The following is a 17,048-nucleotide window of genomic DNA, read 5'->3' as shown; positions in this document are numbered from 1 at the left end:
CGCACCGGATCAGCGTTTTTTCATGGTCTGTGCAAACCCGACGCATCCCGCGAACAGGGCCAGGCTGAGCAGGACCATGAGCACCCCGTAAAGGCGCTGCTCGCCGGCTGCCGCCAGGGCACTGCCGATCAGGACGTAGGGCAGGCTCAGCAGGCTCGTCCAGATATGGGTTTGAGGACGGGCATGGAGCAGCCCCCGCAGGGGCAGCAGCAGCGGCCCCAGCAGCAGCACCAGCAGGATCGCCCGGGGGAACTGTTCCGGCGGGGCGATCCAGAGGGTCCAGAGGAAGATCAGGCCGAACAGCCCCAGGTGGCCGGCCAGGGCCAGCCGGTGATATCCGTTCCGCTTCATTCCCGGCTTCCTTGCGCAAGGCTCAGGGCTGTTCGTGCCAGGCGCCGCCCCAGGGCGTGGCACAGGATTCGTTCATGGTCCGTCAGCGGATTGTTGCCTTGGGCGCCGGCCACGTGGCTGGCGCCGTAAGGGGTGCCGCCCGAGGTGGTTTCGCTCAGGGCCGGCTCGGTATACGGAATACCGGTGATCAGCATGCCGTGGTGGAGCAGGGGAATGATCATGTTGAGCAGGGTGGACTCCTGGCCGCCATGCTGGGTGGCGGTGGAAGTGAACACCCCCGCCGGCTTGCCCACCAGTGTGCCCGCCAGCCACAGGCTGCTGCTCTGGTCCAGAAAGTACTTCATGGGGGCGGCCATGTTGCCGAAGCGGGTGGGGGAGCCCAGGGCCAGACCCCGACATTCCCTCAGGTCGTCCAGGGTGGCGTAGGGGGGGCCTTCGGCGGGAATGTCCTCGTCGACGGCTTCGCAGGTGGCCGATACGGGCGGCACGGTGCGCAGGCGGGCGGTGCAGTGCTTCACTTCTTCGACGCCACGGGCCACATGGCGCGCCATCTGGGCGGTGGCGCCGAACCGACTGTAATACAGCACCAGGATCTCGATGTCGGGAGTCTGACTCATGGAAAAGGCCTCGCGGGTCGGAGGTACATTGAGGAAGTTCACGAAATTACAACAGGTTTTGACTGTAGGTAGTTGTTGTCTTGACGTTTTTTGGGTCAGGTGCTAGTGTCTTTTTTACACCCAGGCAGTGTGTCACCGCATCGTGCCCACCAGATCCCGCCATCGACCCTTGTTCCGGCACCTGTTGATCGCAGTATACGTGACGTTGCTGGTCACGGGATGTGCCACCATGGCACCGGTACAGGAAATGAGCGATGCCCGGCAGGCCCTCAGGGCGGCTGAGGAAGTGGGGGCGCCCGTGCGTGCCTCCGAGACCTATGAGCGGTCCCGGAGTCTGCTGGAACAGGCCGAGAGCAGTCTCTCCGCCGGGGAGTTCCAGGCGGCCCGCCGCCAGGCCAGGGAGGCCAGGGCACTGGCCATCGAGGCACGCATCCGCGCCGCCGAGTGATCCTGGAACAGGGGTGCTTGTGCCGGACGGGCCACCGTCCATTCGCCATGTCCGCTTTCATCGTATAAAATCATGGTAAAGGCCCTCGAAGGGTCACCCCTCGCACACGTCTCAAATGGAGCTCTAGCCGTGAATACCAAAAAGAACATGATTCTGCTCGCCGGTCTGGCTTCGGCGGCTCTGATGGCGGGCTGCGCCAGTGTGTCCGAGGTTCCCGTCGGCACTGCCTATGTGGTGGACGGCAGCGGGGCCTACGCACGTAGCGCCGCCTCCGGGGAGTGCGTCCGCACCGGTTACTGGACCCGCGATGCCGCCAACGAAGTCTGTGATCCGGACCTGTTCGTCCGGGCACCGGCCCCCGCGCCGGCTCCGGCTCCCGCGCCGGCCCCCGCACCGGCACCGGCCCCCGCGGCCGAACCCACCCACATGACCTATGAAGTGGTTCGCGGTGACAGCCTCTGGAAGATCTCCGGTCGCAGTTCCGTCTACGGCAACCCCTATCAGTGGCCGCTGATCTACCGGGCCAATGCGGATCAGATCCGTGATGCGGACCTCATCTTCCCCGGTCAGCGCCTGAAGATCGAGCTGCGTCCGTCCGCCGCGGATGTGGACGCCGCCGTGCACCATGCCCGTACCCGCGGTGCCTGGGCCGTCGGTCCGGTGGAGCGTTCCGACCTGCGTTACCTGGATCAGTACGGTCTGACCCCCAAGCGCTGATATCCGGCGCCGTCTTGCTGAAAGCCTTGAAAAGGCCCGCTTGCGCGGGCCTTTTTTTGCAGAGGAGTCATCATTCGTGTCCGTGAAGTCCCATGACGAAGTGGCCTGTCTTTGCCGGGTGTCCGGCAAGGTGCAGGGTGTCTATTTCCGTGTCTCCACCCAGCATCAGGCCGTGTCGTTGGGATTGCGTGGCCACGCAATCAATCTGCCTGACGGACGGGTGGAAGTCGTGGTTGCCGGACCCGCGGACAAGGTGGACCGGCTCAAGGCATGGCTGCATGAGGGGCCTGCTCAGGCGCGGGTGGATCAGGTGTCCTGCGAGCCCTTTACGGGTCCGGTGGCGGAAGGCTTCATCACCGGTTGAACAGACCTGCCGTTTCAGTATCTGGCCTGGGGCAGGATGACGGTGAGGGTTTCCATGAAGCGCCAGCCCACGTTGGCGCGGCAGTCCTCCCCATCTTCCGGGTCCAGGCCCAAGCACTCCCAGATCGCATCGGGAATCTCCTCGTTCCGGGGGCCGAATTCACTGAAACAACCCTGTTCGGTGCGATTGCTCAGCATGTCCGCCAGATAAACCAGGGTGGCCTCCAGCCCGGTTCCTAGTGCCCTGTCGGGTTGGTGGTGCAGTCTGATGGCTGTTCGCAGGCTTTCCGGCAGACCCCATCGGGTCAGCAGTTCCGCCCCCACGTCGGCATGATCAAAACCCAGGATTTCCCTTTCGTGGCTTGCCAGCAGCGGCTCGCATCCCCGGGTGATCAGCATGGTTTCCCGCAGCAGGTCGGGGTGGCGCCCATACAGGACCAGGCTGCCCACGTCATGGAGCAATCCGGCCACGAACAGCCGTTCCGGATGCAGCACGTTGCAGCGCTGGGCCAGATCATGGGCGATCAGGGCGGTGAACACGCTGTGTCTCCAAAACACGGCCATGTTGACCAGTTCGCAGGGCAGACGGGAAAAGGTATGGGTGGCGGTGACCGCCAGTGCCAGATGATAGAGGGCCCGGGTGCCGATCACGGCGATGGCCCGGCTGACGGTCTCCACGCGCTGAGGCAGGCCGTACATGGCCGAATTGGCCAGGCGCAGGATCTGTGCGCTCAGGTTCGGATCCTGTGCCACAATGGCCGCCAGGGAACTTGCGGTACTGCCGGGTGCATCCAGGGCCGAGCGCAGGCGAATGATGATCTCCGGCGGCGAAACCAGTCCGGAGACATCCTCGAGCAGGTCGTCCAGGTCGCACCGTCTGTCGGGAGGATTGCCCATGTTACTGATCATCCATGGAAATTTTGAAGTGGATACGGGTCTGACAGGAGTAATATGAACTATAAGGCTCACAAGTCAACCGCAGTCCGTCGCCCCCGCCGGTCGGTACGATCCGCCTGCCCAGGTGTCAGCCATGAATGAGAAAGCCCGTGAGAATGTGATCGCCTTCAACGCCGCGGCGCGGCGCGGCGGCCAGCAGGCCGCCCCCTTCCAGATTCTCGGCCGTTGCCGGAACCTGGCCTCCCGTCACGTGGAGCCTCTGCTCAAGGAAATGCTGGACGGTGCCGACGATGCGCTGTTCAGGCTGGCGGAAAAGGCCGAGGACAATCGCTCCCAGACCACTTTCTTTGATGCCATGCGCGCCCTGCGTCGTCAGCGTTCCACCATGGAAAGCGAGTATGTGACCCAGATTGCGCGGGTATTCGATGCCTGCATGCGCCCAGGCCCCGGTGGCTGGAAAACGGCCCCGGCCTCCACGGATGAACTCTCCCTGGTGGCCTCCGATGAGCTGGAGGAGAATCTGGCCATCGAGGGCATGGTGGCGAAGGTGCGTCGCATCAGCGAGGCCGAGCTCCATGCGGTGCGTCGGCGTCTGGGAGCGGTGATGGACCGCCCCGGCCTCGGGGAAGACGACAATCCCCTCGACCCCAAGGCTTTCTGTCATGCCTTTCGGGATGCGATGCACGTGCTGGATGTGGATATCCGGATCAGGCTGATCATCTACAAGTTGTTCGACCAGTTCGTGATCGGCCATCTGCCGCCTCTGTATCAGGAGGTCAATCGCTATCTGCAGGAGATGGGGATCCTGCCGGATCTGCGGCCGGAGGGCCGGTTTTCCGCGCCCGCCGCAACCGGTGGTACCGCGCGGGACGAGGCGGCCGAAAGAGGCGGGTGGTCGGCACCGGCGCAGGAGCCTGCCGGCGGGACTTCCGGCGAGGAGGGAGATCTCTTGCTGCTGCTGGAAAGGTTGGCCCGTGGTGGGGGAGGCTACCCGTCGGCGACCGGTCATCACCCGGGCGGTACCGCGGTCGGCAGACCGGTTTCGGGTCCCGGGACCGCCATCACCACGGCGGACGCCGGAGCCCTGCTGTCGGCATTGTCCGCCATTCCTCTCAACCAGCTTGCCGTCGAGGGACGCACCGTGCCCGTTGCGGATCTCAAGGGGGCGGTGATCACCGCGCTCAACCCCGACGGCGGCCAGGCGGTGGCCATCAACCGGACCGACGAATCGGCCATCGACATCGTCTCCATGCTGTTCGAGTTCGTCTTCGATGACCCGGCACTGCCCGCGCCCATCAAGGAGCTGATCGGTCGCCTGCAGATCCCCCTGCTGAAAGTGGCCATCCTCGACAAGAGTTTCTTCAGCCGCAAGCGCCATCCCGCCCGTCGCCTCCTCAGTGAGCTGTCCCGAGCCGGCGTGGGCTGGTCCGAGTCGTCCGATGAGGGGGGTGAGCTGCGAGCCAGGATCGAGTCGGTGGTGGAGCGTCTGCTGGATGAGTTCGAGGATGACGTGGGTCTGTTCGAAGAGGTCTTGGCGGACTTCCAGTCCTTTTGTGCCTCCCAGGCCGAACGGGCCGGCCGTCGGGAGGAGGAAACGGCTCAGGTCGCCCAGGGGCGTGAACAGTTACTGGTGGCCAAGGCCGTGGCCGGTGAAGCCATCGAGCATGTTCTGGACGGCCAGAGCTTGCCGCCGGCCGTCCACCGCCTGCTGGAGGGTACCTGGAAGGACTTGTTGGTGCTGATCCATCTCAGGCACGGGGAACACGGTCCCCTCTGGCAGAAGGCCCTGAACGTGGCGTCACTGTTGGTCTGGAGCCTGATTCCCAAGCAGGGCGAGGAGGAACGGGAGCAGTTGACCCGGTTGTTGCCTTCCCTGCTCAAGTCCCTTCAGGAGGGCATGAACCGGATGTCCCTGCCGCAGGCCGAGCAGCAGGAGATCCTCGGGATGCTGGCCGCCGAGCATACGCGCATGGTGAAGGAGAAGATGTCCGGGGGGAGTGCATCGACGGTGCCTGTCGTCTCCGATGAGGCCTCCGCCGAAATTGTCGCCGAATCTTCCCCCGTCACGGCGGATCCTGTCCCCACGGATGGGCGCAGTTTCATGGCCCGCAAGGTGGCGGAAATCAATCAGCGCATCGCCGAGGGGTGTTTCCAGGTCTTTCCTGATGAATCACCCGCCGGGGGGGATGCCGAGTCCGCGACCGTGGATGATCTGCACCTGCTCACGGCCCGGGAACTCAGCGAGGGCACCTGGCTGGAGATCGAGGATGAGGAACTGGGCAAGACCCGGCGCATGAAACTGTCCTGGAAGAGCCTGATCAGCGGCAAGTACTTCTTCGTCAATCAGCAGGGACTCAAGGTGCGGGAAATGACGGTACATGCCCTGGCGGCGGAATTTCGTGCCGGTCGTGCCCGCGTCATCGAGGACGTGCCTGTGTTCGACCGGGCCATCAGTCGGTTGATGGCGCAGTTGAAAGAGAACCCGGGTTGATCTTCGGTCCCCGGGCGCCGTTCGTCGGTGGCGCCCCCGGCGCTATTGTGGTTTTATAGGCGGGTTTTTCCCTCGCAACCACAAGGGTGTCCGGAATCATGGTGACCAAGAACCGTTCTCCGTACCGCGCCGTACTGCTGATCCTCGTGTTGATCTGCGGGATGGTGGCCCCCGCGATGGCCGCCGAACCGATCCGGATCGGCGCCCTGGTGTCCGCCACCGGGCCGGCCTCCTTTCTGGGGGACCCCGAACTCAAGACCCTGGAAATGTATGTGGAGCGCATCAACGCGTCGGGCGGCGTCATCGGCAGGCCCCTGCGTCTGTTCCACTACGATGACGGCGGCAACGCCAACGAGGCCCGCAACTTCGCCAATCGCCTGCTGCGTTCCGACCGGGTGGACCTGATCATCGGCGGCAGTACCACCGGCACCACCATGGCCGCCGTGCCCCTGGTGGAACGGGCCGGTCGTCCCATGATCTCCATGGCCGGCGCCCTGGTGATCACCGAGCCGGTCCGCCCCTGGATCTTCAAGACCCCGCAGTCCGACCGCATGGCCGCCGAACGGGTGCTGGCCGACATGCAATCCCGCGGCATCACCGGTATCGGCCTCATTTCGGGCACCGACGGTTTCGGCCGTTCCGGCCGGGAGCAGACCCTGGCGGTGGCCGCCGATTTCGGCATTCAGGTGCTGGCGGATCAGACCTATGGTCCCCAGGACACGGACATGACCGCCCAGCTCACCCGGATCCGCAACACCCCGGGCGTGCAGGCCGTATTCAACTTCGGTTTCGGTCAGGGGCCCGCCATCGTCACCCGCAACTATGCCCATCTGGGGATCGAACTGCCCTTCTATCAGTCCCACGGCGTGGCCTCCGACCGCTTCCTGGATCTGGCCGGTTCCGCCGCCGAAGGGGTGCGCCTGCCGGCTTCCGCCCTGCTGGTCCCCGACGCCCTGCCCGATGATGACCCGCAAAAGCAGGTGGTGCAGGATTACAAGGCCGCCTACGAGGCCCGCTGGAACCTGTCGGTGTCCACTTTCGGCGGCTATGCCTACGACGCCCTGATGCTGGCGGTGGCCGCCATTGAGGCCGCCGGCACCACCGAGCCCGAGGCGGTCCGTTCCGCCCTGGAGCAGATCCAGGGCCATGTGGGGGTCACCGGCATATTCAACATGTCACCGGATGACCACAACGGCCTGGCGCCCGAGTCCTTCCGCCTGCTGGAAGTCCGTGACGGACAGTGGGTACTGGTTGACTGATCGTCCGGGGGGCGGACGCGTGCCGCCCCTCCCCGTGACTCACTTTCCCGACACAACATCCACTCTGGTTCATTCATGTTTGCCGAGTTTCTCCAGTACCTCTTTTCGGGCGTCACCATCGGCGCCACCTATGCCCTGGTGGCCCTGGGTTTCACCCTGGTCTACAACGCCAGCCATGTGATCAATTTCGCCCAGGGTGAGTTCCTCATGATCGGCGGCATGTCCACGGTCTCCCTGCTGGCCATGGGGGTGCCCCTGCCGCTGGCCATCGCCATGGCCGTGGCCCTGGCGGCCGTGCTGGGGGTGGCGCTGCACAAGCTGGCCATCGCCCCCGCCCGCAAGGCGGACGTGATCACCCTGATCATCATCACCATCGGGGCTTCCATCTTCCTGCGCGGACTGGCGCAGATCATCTGGGGCAAGGAATTTCATGCCATGCCCAGCTTCAGTGCCACGGAGTCGGTGAACGTGCTGGGTGCCGTCATGTACACCCAGAGCCTGTGGGTGCTGGCGGTGGCCGGTGTCCTGGTCCTGCTGCTGGCCCTGTTCTTTACCCGTACCCTGATGGGCAAGGCCATCCTGGCCACTTCCATGAACCCCGGGGCGGCCCGCCTGATGGGGATCCGTACCCAGTTCGTGCTCATGCTGGCCTTCATGCTGGCGGCGGTTCTGGGGGCCATGGCCGGGATCATGGTGGCTCCCGTCACTCTGACCGCCTATGACATCGGCATCATGCTGGGGCTCAAGGGTTTTGTGGCCGCGGCCATCGGCGGCATGGGCAGCGGAGTGGGGGCCGTGGTGGGCGGTCTTTTGCTGGGGATTGCCGAGGCCATGACCGCGGGCTACATCTCCTCCGACTACAAGGATGCGGTGGCCTTTCTGCTGATCCTGTTGATCCTGTTCTTCATGCCCCGCGGTCTGTTCGGTGCTCGTGTGGCGGAGCGTGTCTGATGGCGTTGCGACTGCCTGAACGCGTGCCGGGCCTGCCGGTGCTGGCCCTGGTGCTCCTGCTGGTGCCCCTGTTCCTGGGTAACGAATTTCACCTGGACATCGCCACCCAGATCGCCCTGATCGCCGCCACCGTGGTGGGCCTGAACCTTCTGGTGGGCTACGGCGGTCAGGTGAGCCTGGGTCATGCGGCCTTCTTCGGCATGGGGGCCTATGCCAGTGCCATTCTCACCGGCACCTATGGCTGGACCTCGATCCCGGCGCTGCTTTGCGGCGCGCTGCTGGTGGCTGTCCTGGCCTGGACCCTGGGACGTCCCATCCTGCGGCTCAAGGGACACTATCTGTCCATGGCCACCCTGGGCATGGGCATCATCATCGCCATCGTCATCAACAACGAGGGCTGGCTCACCGGCGGACCCGACGGCCTGGCGGTGGAGCCCCTCACGGTGATGGGCGCCGAGCTGAGCATTTTCGATCATTACTCCCTGCTGGGTCTGGAAGTCTCCGGGGCGCTGCTCTGGTACGGCCTGGCGGCCCTGTTGCTGCTGCTGGCGGTCTGGATCGCCCAGAACCTGGTGGATTCACCCATCGGGCGGGCCCTGCGGGCGGTGCACGGTTCCGAGGTGGCGGCCCGGGTGGTGGGGGTGGATACTTCCCATTACAAGCTGCTGATCTTCGTGATCTCCGCGGTCTATGCCAGCGTCATGGGCAGTTTCTATGCCCATTACACCGGTTTCATCACCCCCCAGGTGGCGTCCTTCGAGCATTCCATCGAACTCATCACCATGGTGGTGCTGGGAGGCATGGCCTCCACCTACGGCGTCATCCTGGGCGCGGTGCTGCTGATGCTGCTGCCCCAGTTGCTGACGGATTTTCAGGACTACGAGATGATGATGTTCGGCCTGATCCTGATGCTGACCATGATCTTCATGCCCAAGGGGCTGTTGCCCACCCTGAGCGAGGCCGTCAGGCGTCTGCGACCGCGGCCGGCCTCCGCCCCGGCGTCCGGGCAGGAGTAGGGGCATGAATCAGAGCGTGCAACAGACCGAAACGTCCCGTGACGACACCGCCCGGCCGGCCCCTCTGCTGGAAGTCCGGGGCCTTGGCAAGGCCTTTGGCGGCGTCCATGCGGTGGATGACCTGAGCTTCCGGATCCTGCCAGGAGAAGTCTATGCGGTGATCGGACCCAACGGGGCCGGCAAGACCACCCTGTTCAATCTCATCACCGGCCTGTACCAGCCTGATCAGGGGGAAATCTCCCTTAAAGGTGAAGCGGTGCAGGGATTGCCACCGGAGCGCCTAGCGCGGCTGGGCATGTCCCGGACCTTCCAGAACCTGCAGATTTGCATGAACATGACCGCCCTGGAAAACGTCATGCTGGGCCGGCATCTGCATCTCAAACGCAATTTCCTGGCGGCCCTGCTGCGCTGGCCCAGTCTGCGGGCCAGTGAGCGGACCTGCCGGGCGCAGGCGGAGGAACTGATCCGGTTCGTCGGCTGCGGCGACTATGTGGATGCCGATGCCGCCGCCATGCCCTACGGTGCCCTCAAGCGCCTGGAGATCGCCCGCGCCCTGGCCACCCAGCCCTCCATCCTGCTGCTGGACGAACCGGCGGCGGGGTTGAACTCCACCGAGACCGCCGCCCTGGAACAGCTCATCCGCAAGGTGGCGGCCGGCGGCATCACCGTGGTCCTGGTGGAGCACGACATGAAACTGGTGATGTCGATTTCCGACCGGGTGCTGGTGCTGGATTACGGCCGCAAGTTGGCCGAGGGCACGCCCCGGGAAATCCGCGACAACCCGGACGTGATCGCCGCCTACCTGGGCGGCTAGTTCCGACCACGTACCCCTCATTGCCAGCCGGAATCCCATGACCGAGCATCGCCACGATCCCCGCGAACAGGCCGTCCACATCATCACCCGGGAACATCTGAACCTGTGGCGCATCATCCTGTTGCTGGAGCGTCTGCAAAAGGATATCGATGATGAGGCCCAGGCCCCGGACGAGGTCCTGATCAACGCCATCCTGGACTATTTCGAGCACTTCTCTGAACGGGTGCAGAGTCGTCCCAACGAGATCCTGCTGTTCCAGTGCCTGCGGGCACGGGCCCCCGAGGGCATTCCCGCGTTGGACGAGCTGGAACAGGACTACCTCACCGCCCATGACGCCCTGCAGCGTCTGCGCACCCTGTTGCACGAGAGCCTGGACGACTGGCCGCGGGGCAGGGACCCCTTCATCCAGGCCATGTTCCGGTTCACCCAGACCCTGCGTCGCCACGTCCTGCAGGAGGAACGGGTGCTCATCCCCCAGGCCCGGGCATTGCTGGACGAGTCGGACTGGGAGCGGATCGCCCAGGCCAAGGATCAGTACGACGATCCCCTGTTCGGCGAGCGGGTACGGGAGGAGTTCAAGGAACTGCGCCACCGCATCATCAACATGGCCCCCGAGCACGTGGGCGGGCTGGGTATCGATCACCCCCGGCGCCTGGACCCGGCACCGGCCCGGGAGGCCCTGCTGGAGGTGCGGGGCCTGGTCACCTCCTATGGTCGTATCGAGGTGCTGCATGAAGTGGACCTGACCATCTGCCGGGGCGAGATCGTCTCCCTGGTGGGGGCCAACGGCGCGGGCAAGAGCACCCTGCTCATGACCCTGTCCGGTCTGCAGCCGGTGGACCGGGGCGGACTGGCCTACGCCGGGGCGGACCTGACCCGTCTGCCGGCCCATCAGCGGGTGGCCATGGGCATCGTGCAGGTGCCCGAGGGGCGGCAGGTGTTCCGGGACCTGAGCGTGCACGACAACCTGCGCCTGGGGGCCTTCACCCGCAAGGGTGGGGCGGAGGTGAACGAGGATCTGGAGCGGATCTACAACCGCTTCCCCATCCTGCGGCAGAAGCGCCATCAGCTGGCGGGGATGCTCTCCGGCGGGCAGCAGCAGATGCTGGCCATGGGGCGGGCCCTGATGGCCCGGCCCCGGCTGCTGCTGCTGGACGAGCCGAGCATGGGGCTGGCGCCCCTGATCGTGGAAGAGATCTTCGACATCATCCGCGAGCTCAACGGCGAAGGGATCACCGTATTTCTGGTGGAGCAGAACGCCTCCCAGGCCCTGGCCATCTCCGACCGGGCCTATGTCCTGGAAGCGGGCAGGGTGGTGCTGGAAGGCGCCGGCCGCGACCTGCTGGAGGACGACAAGGTCAAGGCGGCGTATCTGGGCATCTGATGCTGTTGAGGATCAGGCCGCGTCTTGCATGGCTGCAAGTTCATAAAGACGTGCAGAAGTGGTCAGAGAGCCTGTTTCTTTTCCCATGTTCGTCAAAACTCAAGCGTGCCCGTCCCTTATCGTCCTCTTTCATCATCGGGGCTGACTCACCACCTTGATGCATGAGAGTTGGGTTGAAATGGATGGGTAGGCTAAATCGCAAGGCAGGCTCGGACATATTGCGCAAATAAGTAAGACAACTGGGGGCAGGATGACTCTGAAAGAAAGCCAGATCGAGCAAAAGCTGATCAGTAAGCTCGAAGCGCTCAAATACACTCACCGCCCTGACATCCGCGACAAGGCCGCGCTGGAGCGGAATTTCCGCGACAAGTTTGAGGCGTTGAACCGCGTCCGTCTCACCGATGCCGAATTCGCCCGCCTGCGCGACGAGATCATCAACGCCGATGTCTTCCAGGCCGCCAAAACCCTGCGCGAATACGGCTATTTCCAGCGCGAAGACGGCACCCCACTGCACTACATGCTGGTCAACCTCAAGGATTGGTGCAAGAACGACTTCGAGGTCATCAACCAGCTGCGCATCAACACCGACAACAGCCACCACCGTTATGATGTGATTCTGCTTATCAACGGCTTGCCGGTGGTACAGATCGAGCTGAAGACGCTGGGCATCAACCCGCGCCGGGCCATGGAGCAAATCGTCGAGTACCGCAATGAGCCTGGTAACGGCTACACCAACACGCTGCTGTGCTTCATGCAGCTATTTATCGTCAGCAACCGCGACCACACCTGGTACTTTGCCAACAATCAGGGCCAGCACTTCGCCTTCAACGCCGACGAGCGCTTTTTGCCCATTTACCAGTGGGCCGATGAGGATAACCGCAAGATCACCCACCTGGACGACTTCGCCGACGCCTTCCTGGCCAAATGCACTCTGGGCCGGATGATCAGCCGCTACATGGTGCTGGTGGCCAGCGAGCAGAAGCTGATGATCATGCGGCCTTATCAGATCTATGCGGTCAAGGCCATTGTCGATTGCATCCACCAGAACCGGGGTAACGGCTACATCTGGCACACCACCGGCAGCGGCAAGACGCTCACCTCCTTCAAGGCCTCCACCCTGCTGAAGGACAACCCGGATATCGAAAAATGCCTGTTCGTGGTGGACCGCAAGGACCTGGACCGCCAGACCCGCGAGGAATTCAATCGCTTTCAGGAAGGCTGCGTGGAGGAAAACACCAACACCGAAACCCTGGTGCGCCGCCTGCTCTCCGAGGACTACGCCGACAAGGTGATCGTCACCACCATCCAGAAGCTCGGTCTGGCGCTGGATGAAACCAGCAAGAAAGCCCAACAGCACAAGGAGAAGGGGAGGCAGACCTACAAGGAACGTCTGGCCCCGCTGCGTGACAAGCGCATTGTCATCATCTTCGACGAGTGCCACCGCTCCCAGTTCGGCGACAACCACCAGGCCATCAAGGCCTTTTTCCCCAGAGCGCAACTGTTTGGCTTTACCGGCACGCCCATCTTTGACGACAACGCCAGCTACAAGCAGATCGACGGCACCGTCGGCAGCTACCGCACCACCCAGGACATTTTCGAAAAGCAGCTGCACGCCTACACCATCACCCACGCCATTGATGACCGCAACGTGCTGCGCTTTCATATCGACTATTACAAGCCCGAGGCAGCGCGAGCAAACGAAGTCGGCGACCCGTCCAAGGGCAAATCAAAGGCCAGACCCGATCAGGCCGTAACCCAGCGGGCGGTGGTGGACGCCATCCTTGCCAAGCATGAGGCCGCCACCAATCAGCGCCGCTTCAACGCCCTGCTGGCCACCGCCTCCATCAACGAGGCTATTGGCTATTACCGGCTGTTCAAGGACGTTCAGGCCGAGCGCCGGGCCGACGACCCGGCATACACTCCGCTCAACATTGCCTGCGTCTTCTCGCCCCCGGCCAATGGCGACAAGGATGTGAAGCAACTTCAGGAAGACCTACCCCAGGAGAAGGCCGACAACCAGCAGGAGCCGGAGCAGAAAAGGGCCGCCCTGCAAGAGATTGTTGCCGACTACAACGCCCGGTACGGCGCCGGCCATTCGGTCAGCGAGTTCGACCGCTACTACCAGGACGTGCAGCAGCGCATCAAGGACCAGCAATACCCCAACAGCGACCTGCCGCATCAGCACAAGATCGACATCACTATCGTGGTGGACATGCTGCTCACCGGCTTTGACTCCAAATATCTCAACACCCTGTACGTGGACAAGAACCTCAAGCACCACGGTCTGATTCAGGCCTTCTCGCGCACCAACCGCGTACTCAACGACACCAAGCCCTATGGCAACATCCTCGACTTTCGCGGCCAGCAGCATGCGGTGGACGACGCCATTGCGCTCTTCTCCGGCGAGGACATCAACCGCTCCCGCGAGATCTGGCTGGTGGACCCAGCCCCCACGGTGATAGAAAAGTACGAACAAGCCGTCGCCGCCATCGGACACTTCCTCACCGAAAAGGATGTGGTGGCCGAACCCAAGGGCGTCTACAACCTCAAGGGCGATACCGCGCGCATCGAGTTCGTCAATCGCTTCAAGGAGGTGCAGCGCCTCAAGACCCAGCTCGACCAGTACACCGACCTGGACGAGGCACAGAAAGCACGCATCAGCAGCGTGCTGCCCGAGGATGATCTGCGTTCCTTGCGCGGCGCCTACCTGGAGACCGCCCAGCGCCTCAAGGAACAGCAGGGCAAAACCGGCGAGCAGGCCTCGCCAGATCAGGAGGCCATCGAGCAACTGGATTTCGAGTTCGTGCTCTTCTCTTCGGCGCTGATCGACTATGACTACATCATGGGCCTGATTGCCCGCTTCAGTCAGGACAAGCCCGGCAAGCAGACCATGAGTCGCGACCAGCTCATCAATCTGCTGGCCGCCAGCAGCAACCTGATGGACGAGCGCGAGGACATCATCGCCTACATCAACACCCTGGAAGCCGGCAAGGGCCTGAGCGAGGCCGCAATTCGCGACGGCTACCAGGCCTTCAAGGCGCAAAAGGCCCACAACGAAATCGCCGCCCTGGCCGAGCGCCACGGGCTGGACCGTGACGCATTGCAAGCCTTTGTGGATGGAATTCTGGATCGCATGATCTTTGACGGCGAGCAGTTAAGCGACCTGTTCGAGCCGCTAGAACTGGGCTGGAAGGCACGCAGTCAGGCTGAACTGGCCTTGATGGAAGAACTGGTACCGTTTCTGAAAAAGCAGGTCGGTGGGCGTGAGATATCGGGGTTGGCGGCCTATGAGTAAGACGATAAAGAGCGAGAAGCAGGCTTTGGTGCCCCGGTTACGTTTTCCTGAGTTTCAGAATGCGGGGGAGTGGAACATTGAGGTAGTGAAGAGCTTGATAACTACGGTAACACCACCGAAGAAACTGACCTCAGATCAGTATGAAAATGAAGGGCGTTTCCCTGTTATAGATCAATCCCAGGATTATATTTGCGGTTGGACGAATGATGAAAATGCCTTGGTTTTGGTTGAGTCACCATTAATTGTTTTTGGCGACCATACGTGCGTATTGAAAATCATCTTTCAATCATTTGTGCAAGGTGCTGATGGTATAAAAATACTGAAGTCAAGAGGTGAGGTTGACCCGGGGTTCTTGTATCAGTGTCTTTTGTCTTCTCCAGTAAAGATGGAAAGTTATAAGAGGCATTTTTCCACGCTTAAAGAGAAGGTGATTGTATACCCCGATAAAAAGATCGGAGAACAACAAAAAATCGCCGATTGTTTCTCGTCCCTCGATGCGCTGATCGCTGCGCAAGCGGACAAAATCGACGCCCTTAAGACCCATAAAAAAGGGCTGATGCAGCAACTCTTCCCCCGCGAAGGCGAAACCGTTCCCCGCTTGCGCTTTCCCGAGTTTCGGGGTGCGGGGGAGTGGAAAGAGGAGGCAATTTCGGAAATTGGTGAGGTGGTTACCGGGAGCACCCCAAGCACCACGGACAAGAGCCTGTATGGAGGGGATGTTATGTTTGTATCTCCGGCTGATATTTCACATCAATGCTTTGTTACACGGACAGCGAAGACCCTAACCGACAAAGGGTTATCCAAGGCGCGAGTTATTCCTGCAAGAAGCACCCTCTTTGTTTGTATTGGCTCCACGATTGGCAAGATCGCACAAAATCAGTATGAGTGTGCCACTAACCAGCAAATCAATTCAGTTATTCCGTTTAATAAGTTTCTCAATGATTTTGTGTATTACGCACTAGAATTGGCGTCAGAAAGAATCGCTGAGATGGCAGGAAAGCAAGCCGTACCTATAATTAACAAATCCCTATTTTCCTCCATACTTCTGAAAGTGCCAGCGGATAAAGGTGAACAGCAAGCCGTCGCCGACTGCCTTTCGTCCCTCGATGCACTGATCTTAGCACACACGGAAAAACTCGATGGCCTCAAGACCCATAAGAAAGGCCTGATGCAACAGCTTTTCCCTATCTTTGAAGGTATGGTGTCATGAGTGTCGAGGATCTGGCCAATGAATTAAAAGAGCTAGATCAGGATATCGCCCTGATCTTTGCCTTTAATGCCACAGGCAAGACCCGCCTGTCGGTCGCATACAAAAATGCTACCAAAGACCCGGATACCGGACAGCATTCTGGCGTCTATTATAACGCCTTTAGCGAAGACTTGTTTGTCTGGGATAACGATGAGGATAATGGCGGTGCGGATATAAAACTTAGCGTACTGCCAAGCAGCCTGAACCAGTTTCATAGTTTTCTGACTGATAACGAAGACGCTGTGATGCTCAAATTGGCACCCTATAACCCGAGTTATCGATTCAAGCTGAATCTGTATGATGATCTTGAAAAAGGCATCGACTCAGTCACTTTCTTCAAGGAAGGCGCGGAAGGCATCCCGATTAAGATATCGCGGGGTGAAGAACGCACCTTTGTCTGGTGTTTTTACCTGGCGTTGCTGGAGGTCGATGGTTGGGCAGACGAGCAGGACGCGCACTTTTTTATCGATGATCCGGTTTCTAGCCTAGATGATCACAATATTTTCGTAACAGCCGACACGATATTCCAGCTCGTCGAGCAGTTTTATGGCAAGAGGCGCCTGATTATCACAACGCATCACATTGGACTGTTTGCAAATCTTGCAAATCGATTGACGAAAGGGGAAAAGAGCGGTCGCTACAGGAATATAACGGCAATCCGAGTCCTTAAACGAGTCGGAGATAATCTCGTGCTGGAAGCGCCAAAGCGAAGTGTCTTCCTTTATCACCTGCACCTTCTTGAAGTATTGGATGAGGCACGTAATAACCAGCTTTATACTTATCACTTCTCGTTGCTGCGCCAACTTCTGGAAAATGTGGCCTCGTTCTTGGGTACAGGTAGGCCCAGTTACACACTAAAAAAGATAGGCATTGAAAACACTGAAGAAGTAATGAATGTTGTTAATACGCACTCGCACAAGACGGTTTATTATGATCAAACCGAAATGATGAACGATTATGAGCAAAATCTATTCCTCGATATCTTCAGTCGCTTGGTAGAGAAATTCGAATTTCACATGGATAGCACATGACTAAAGACCAACTCATTCAGGCCGGGGCTGGCAGTGTGTAAGCAAGTGGATGAGTTATTAACCCGGCAATCAAACAAGTTACTTTACTTCGTTTTTAATCTTAAAAAATCAGCAACTTACAACAGTAGATACAGATATGAATGGTTGCCGGGTTAATATCTCCAT

Annotated in this window: 15 protein-coding genes and 1 pseudogene; 13 read left to right on the top strand and 3 right to left on the bottom strand. The window is 61.0% G+C overall.

Features of this window, described 5'->3' with window-relative positions:
* Positions 1-9: 9 nt before the first annotated feature.
* Positions 10-351 (bottom strand): DUF2069 domain-containing protein, encoded by a 342-nt coding sequence (locus ACLF6L_RS12475; protein ID WP_238615728.1) that lies wholly within the window; start codon positions 349-351, stop codon positions 10-12.
* Positions 348-968, bottom strand: a complete 621-nt coding sequence (gene wrbA / locus ACLF6L_RS12470) for an NAD(P)H:quinone oxidoreductase (protein WP_008931181.1) — start codon at positions 966-968, stop codon at positions 348-350. Before wrbA ends, ACLF6L_RS12475 begins: the two co-directional genes overlap by 4 nt.
* A 142-nt stretch (positions 969-1,110) precedes the next feature.
* On the opposite strand from wrbA, the gene ACLF6L_RS12465 reads away from it, so the two are divergent.
* From ACLF6L_RS12465 to ACLF6L_RS12455, 3 genes are all read left to right on the top strand, one after another.
* Positions 1,111-1,416 carry a DUF4398 domain-containing protein gene (locus ACLF6L_RS12465; RefSeq protein ID WP_238615729.1) on the top strand — a complete coding sequence of 102 codons (306 nt, stop codon included), beginning with the start codon at positions 1,111-1,113 and terminating at the stop codon, positions 1,414-1,416.
* 129 nt (positions 1,417-1,545) lie between these two features.
* Positions 1,546-2,133, top strand: a complete 588-nt coding sequence (locus tag ACLF6L_RS12460) for a LysM peptidoglycan-binding domain-containing protein (RefSeq protein ID WP_008931179.1) — start codon at positions 1,546-1,548, stop codon at positions 2,131-2,133.
* A gap of 76 nt (positions 2,134-2,209) precedes the next feature.
* Positions 2,210-2,497: an acylphosphatase gene (locus ACLF6L_RS12455; protein WP_412851793.1), complete on the top strand. Its 288-nt coding sequence runs from the start codon at positions 2,210-2,212 to the stop codon at positions 2,495-2,497.
* Positions 2,498-2,511: 14 nt separating this feature from the next.
* Here ACLF6L_RS12455 and ACLF6L_RS12450 read toward each other — a convergent pair whose 3' ends face one another.
* Positions 2,512-3,393 (bottom strand): HDOD domain-containing protein, encoded by an 882-nt coding sequence (locus ACLF6L_RS12450; RefSeq protein ID WP_412851792.1) that lies wholly within the window; start codon positions 3,391-3,393, stop codon positions 2,512-2,514.
* 133 nt (positions 3,394-3,526) lie between these two features.
* Between ACLF6L_RS12450 and ACLF6L_RS12445 the strand changes: the two genes are divergently transcribed.
* The 10 genes and pseudogenes from ACLF6L_RS12445 (at position 3,527) to ACLF6L_RS12400 (ending at position 16,883) form a co-directional block, all read left to right on the top strand.
* Positions 3,527-5,884 (top strand): DUF1631 domain-containing protein, encoded by a 2,358-nt coding sequence (locus ACLF6L_RS12445; protein WP_412851791.1) that lies wholly within the window; start codon positions 3,527-3,529, stop codon positions 5,882-5,884.
* A gap of 98 nt (positions 5,885-5,982) precedes the next feature.
* A complete protein-coding gene (locus tag ACLF6L_RS12440) occupies positions 5,983-7,143 on the top strand; it encodes an ABC transporter substrate-binding protein (RefSeq protein ID WP_008931175.1) in 1,161 nt (386 codons plus the stop codon).
* Positions 7,144-7,218: 75 nt separating this feature from the next.
* A complete protein-coding gene (locus ACLF6L_RS12435; protein ID WP_008931174.1) occupies positions 7,219-8,094 on the top strand; it encodes a branched-chain amino acid ABC transporter permease in 876 nt (291 codons plus the stop codon).
* Positions 8,094-9,110, top strand: a complete 1,017-nt coding sequence (locus ACLF6L_RS12430; RefSeq protein ID WP_238615733.1) for a branched-chain amino acid ABC transporter permease — start codon at positions 8,094-8,096, stop codon at positions 9,108-9,110. Before ACLF6L_RS12435 ends, ACLF6L_RS12430 begins: the two co-directional genes overlap by 1 nt.
* A 4-nt stretch (positions 9,111-9,114) precedes the next feature.
* Positions 9,115-9,924, top strand: coding sequence for an ABC transporter ATP-binding protein (locus ACLF6L_RS12425; protein WP_238615734.1), 810 nt, complete (start codon positions 9,115-9,117; stop codon positions 9,922-9,924).
* A gap of 37 nt (positions 9,925-9,961) precedes the next feature.
* Positions 9,962-10,345: pseudogene (locus ACLF6L_RS12420) on the top strand (hemerythrin domain-containing protein); the annotation flags it as partial.
* Between the two features lie 258 nt (positions 10,346-10,603).
* On the top strand, positions 10,604-11,308 hold the full coding sequence (locus ACLF6L_RS12415; RefSeq protein ID WP_338081463.1) for an ABC transporter ATP-binding protein: 705 nt from the start codon (positions 10,604-10,606) through the stop codon (positions 11,306-11,308).
* 250 nt (positions 11,309-11,558) lie between these two features.
* A complete protein-coding gene (locus ACLF6L_RS12410; RefSeq protein ID WP_412851790.1) occupies positions 11,559-14,603 on the top strand; it encodes a type I restriction endonuclease subunit R in 3,045 nt (1,014 codons plus the stop codon).
* Positions 14,596-15,813, top strand: a complete 1,218-nt coding sequence (locus ACLF6L_RS12405) for a restriction endonuclease subunit S (protein WP_412851789.1) — start codon at positions 14,596-14,598, stop codon at positions 15,811-15,813. The genes ACLF6L_RS12410 and ACLF6L_RS12405 overlap by 8 nt, the downstream gene beginning before the upstream one ends.
* Positions 15,810-16,883, top strand: coding sequence for an AAA family ATPase (locus ACLF6L_RS12400; RefSeq protein WP_412851788.1), 1,074 nt, complete (start codon positions 15,810-15,812; stop codon positions 16,881-16,883). The genes ACLF6L_RS12405 and ACLF6L_RS12400 overlap by 4 nt, the downstream gene beginning before the upstream one ends.
* Positions 16,884-17,048 lie beyond the last annotated feature (165 nt).

It is taken from the genome of Ectothiorhodospira shaposhnikovii (assembly GCF_047222355.1).
Lineage (GTDB): Bacteria > Pseudomonadota > Gammaproteobacteria > Ectothiorhodospirales > Ectothiorhodospiraceae > Ectothiorhodospira.
The sequence above is the reverse complement of the archived record's forward strand: the minus strand, read 5'-3'. Positions and strand labels throughout refer to the sequence as shown.

What these genes read in the sequence shown, in the direction of transcription:
- ACLF6L_RS12475 (WP_238615728.1), bottom strand. Translation starts at nt 351, where the DNA reads ATGAAGCGGAACGGATATCACCGGCTGGCCCTGGCCGGCCACCTGGGG.
- wrbA (WP_008931181.1), bottom strand. Translation starts at nt 968, where the DNA reads ATGAGTCAGACTCCCGACATCGAGATCCTGGTGCTGTATTACAGTCGG.
- ACLF6L_RS12450 (WP_412851792.1), bottom strand. Translation starts at nt 3,393, where the DNA reads ATGGGCAATCCTCCCGACAGACGGTGCGACCTGGACGACCTGCTCGAG.
- ACLF6L_RS12445 (WP_412851791.1), top strand. Translation starts at nt 3,527, where the DNA reads ATGAATGAGAAAGCCCGTGAGAATGTGATCGCCTTCAACGCCGCGGCG.
- ACLF6L_RS12440 (WP_008931175.1), top strand. Translation starts at nt 5,983, where the DNA reads ATGGTGACCAAGAACCGTTCTCCGTACCGCGCCGTACTGCTGATCCTC.
- ACLF6L_RS12435 (WP_008931174.1), top strand. Translation starts at nt 7,219, where the DNA reads ATGTTTGCCGAGTTTCTCCAGTACCTCTTTTCGGGCGTCACCATCGGC.
- ACLF6L_RS12430 (WP_238615733.1), top strand. Translation starts at nt 8,094, where the DNA reads ATGGCGTTGCGACTGCCTGAACGCGTGCCGGGCCTGCCGGTGCTGGCC.
- ACLF6L_RS12425 (WP_238615734.1), top strand. Translation starts at nt 9,115, where the DNA reads ATGAATCAGAGCGTGCAACAGACCGAAACGTCCCGTGACGACACCGCC.
- ACLF6L_RS12410 (WP_412851790.1), top strand. Translation starts at nt 11,559, where the DNA reads ATGACTCTGAAAGAAAGCCAGATCGAGCAAAAGCTGATCAGTAAGCTC.
- ACLF6L_RS12405 (WP_412851789.1), top strand. Translation starts at nt 14,596, where the DNA reads ATGAGTAAGACGATAAAGAGCGAGAAGCAGGCTTTGGTGCCCCGGTTA.
- ACLF6L_RS12400 (WP_412851788.1), top strand. Translation starts at nt 15,810, where the DNA reads ATGAGTGTCGAGGATCTGGCCAATGAATTAAAAGAGCTAGATCAGGAT.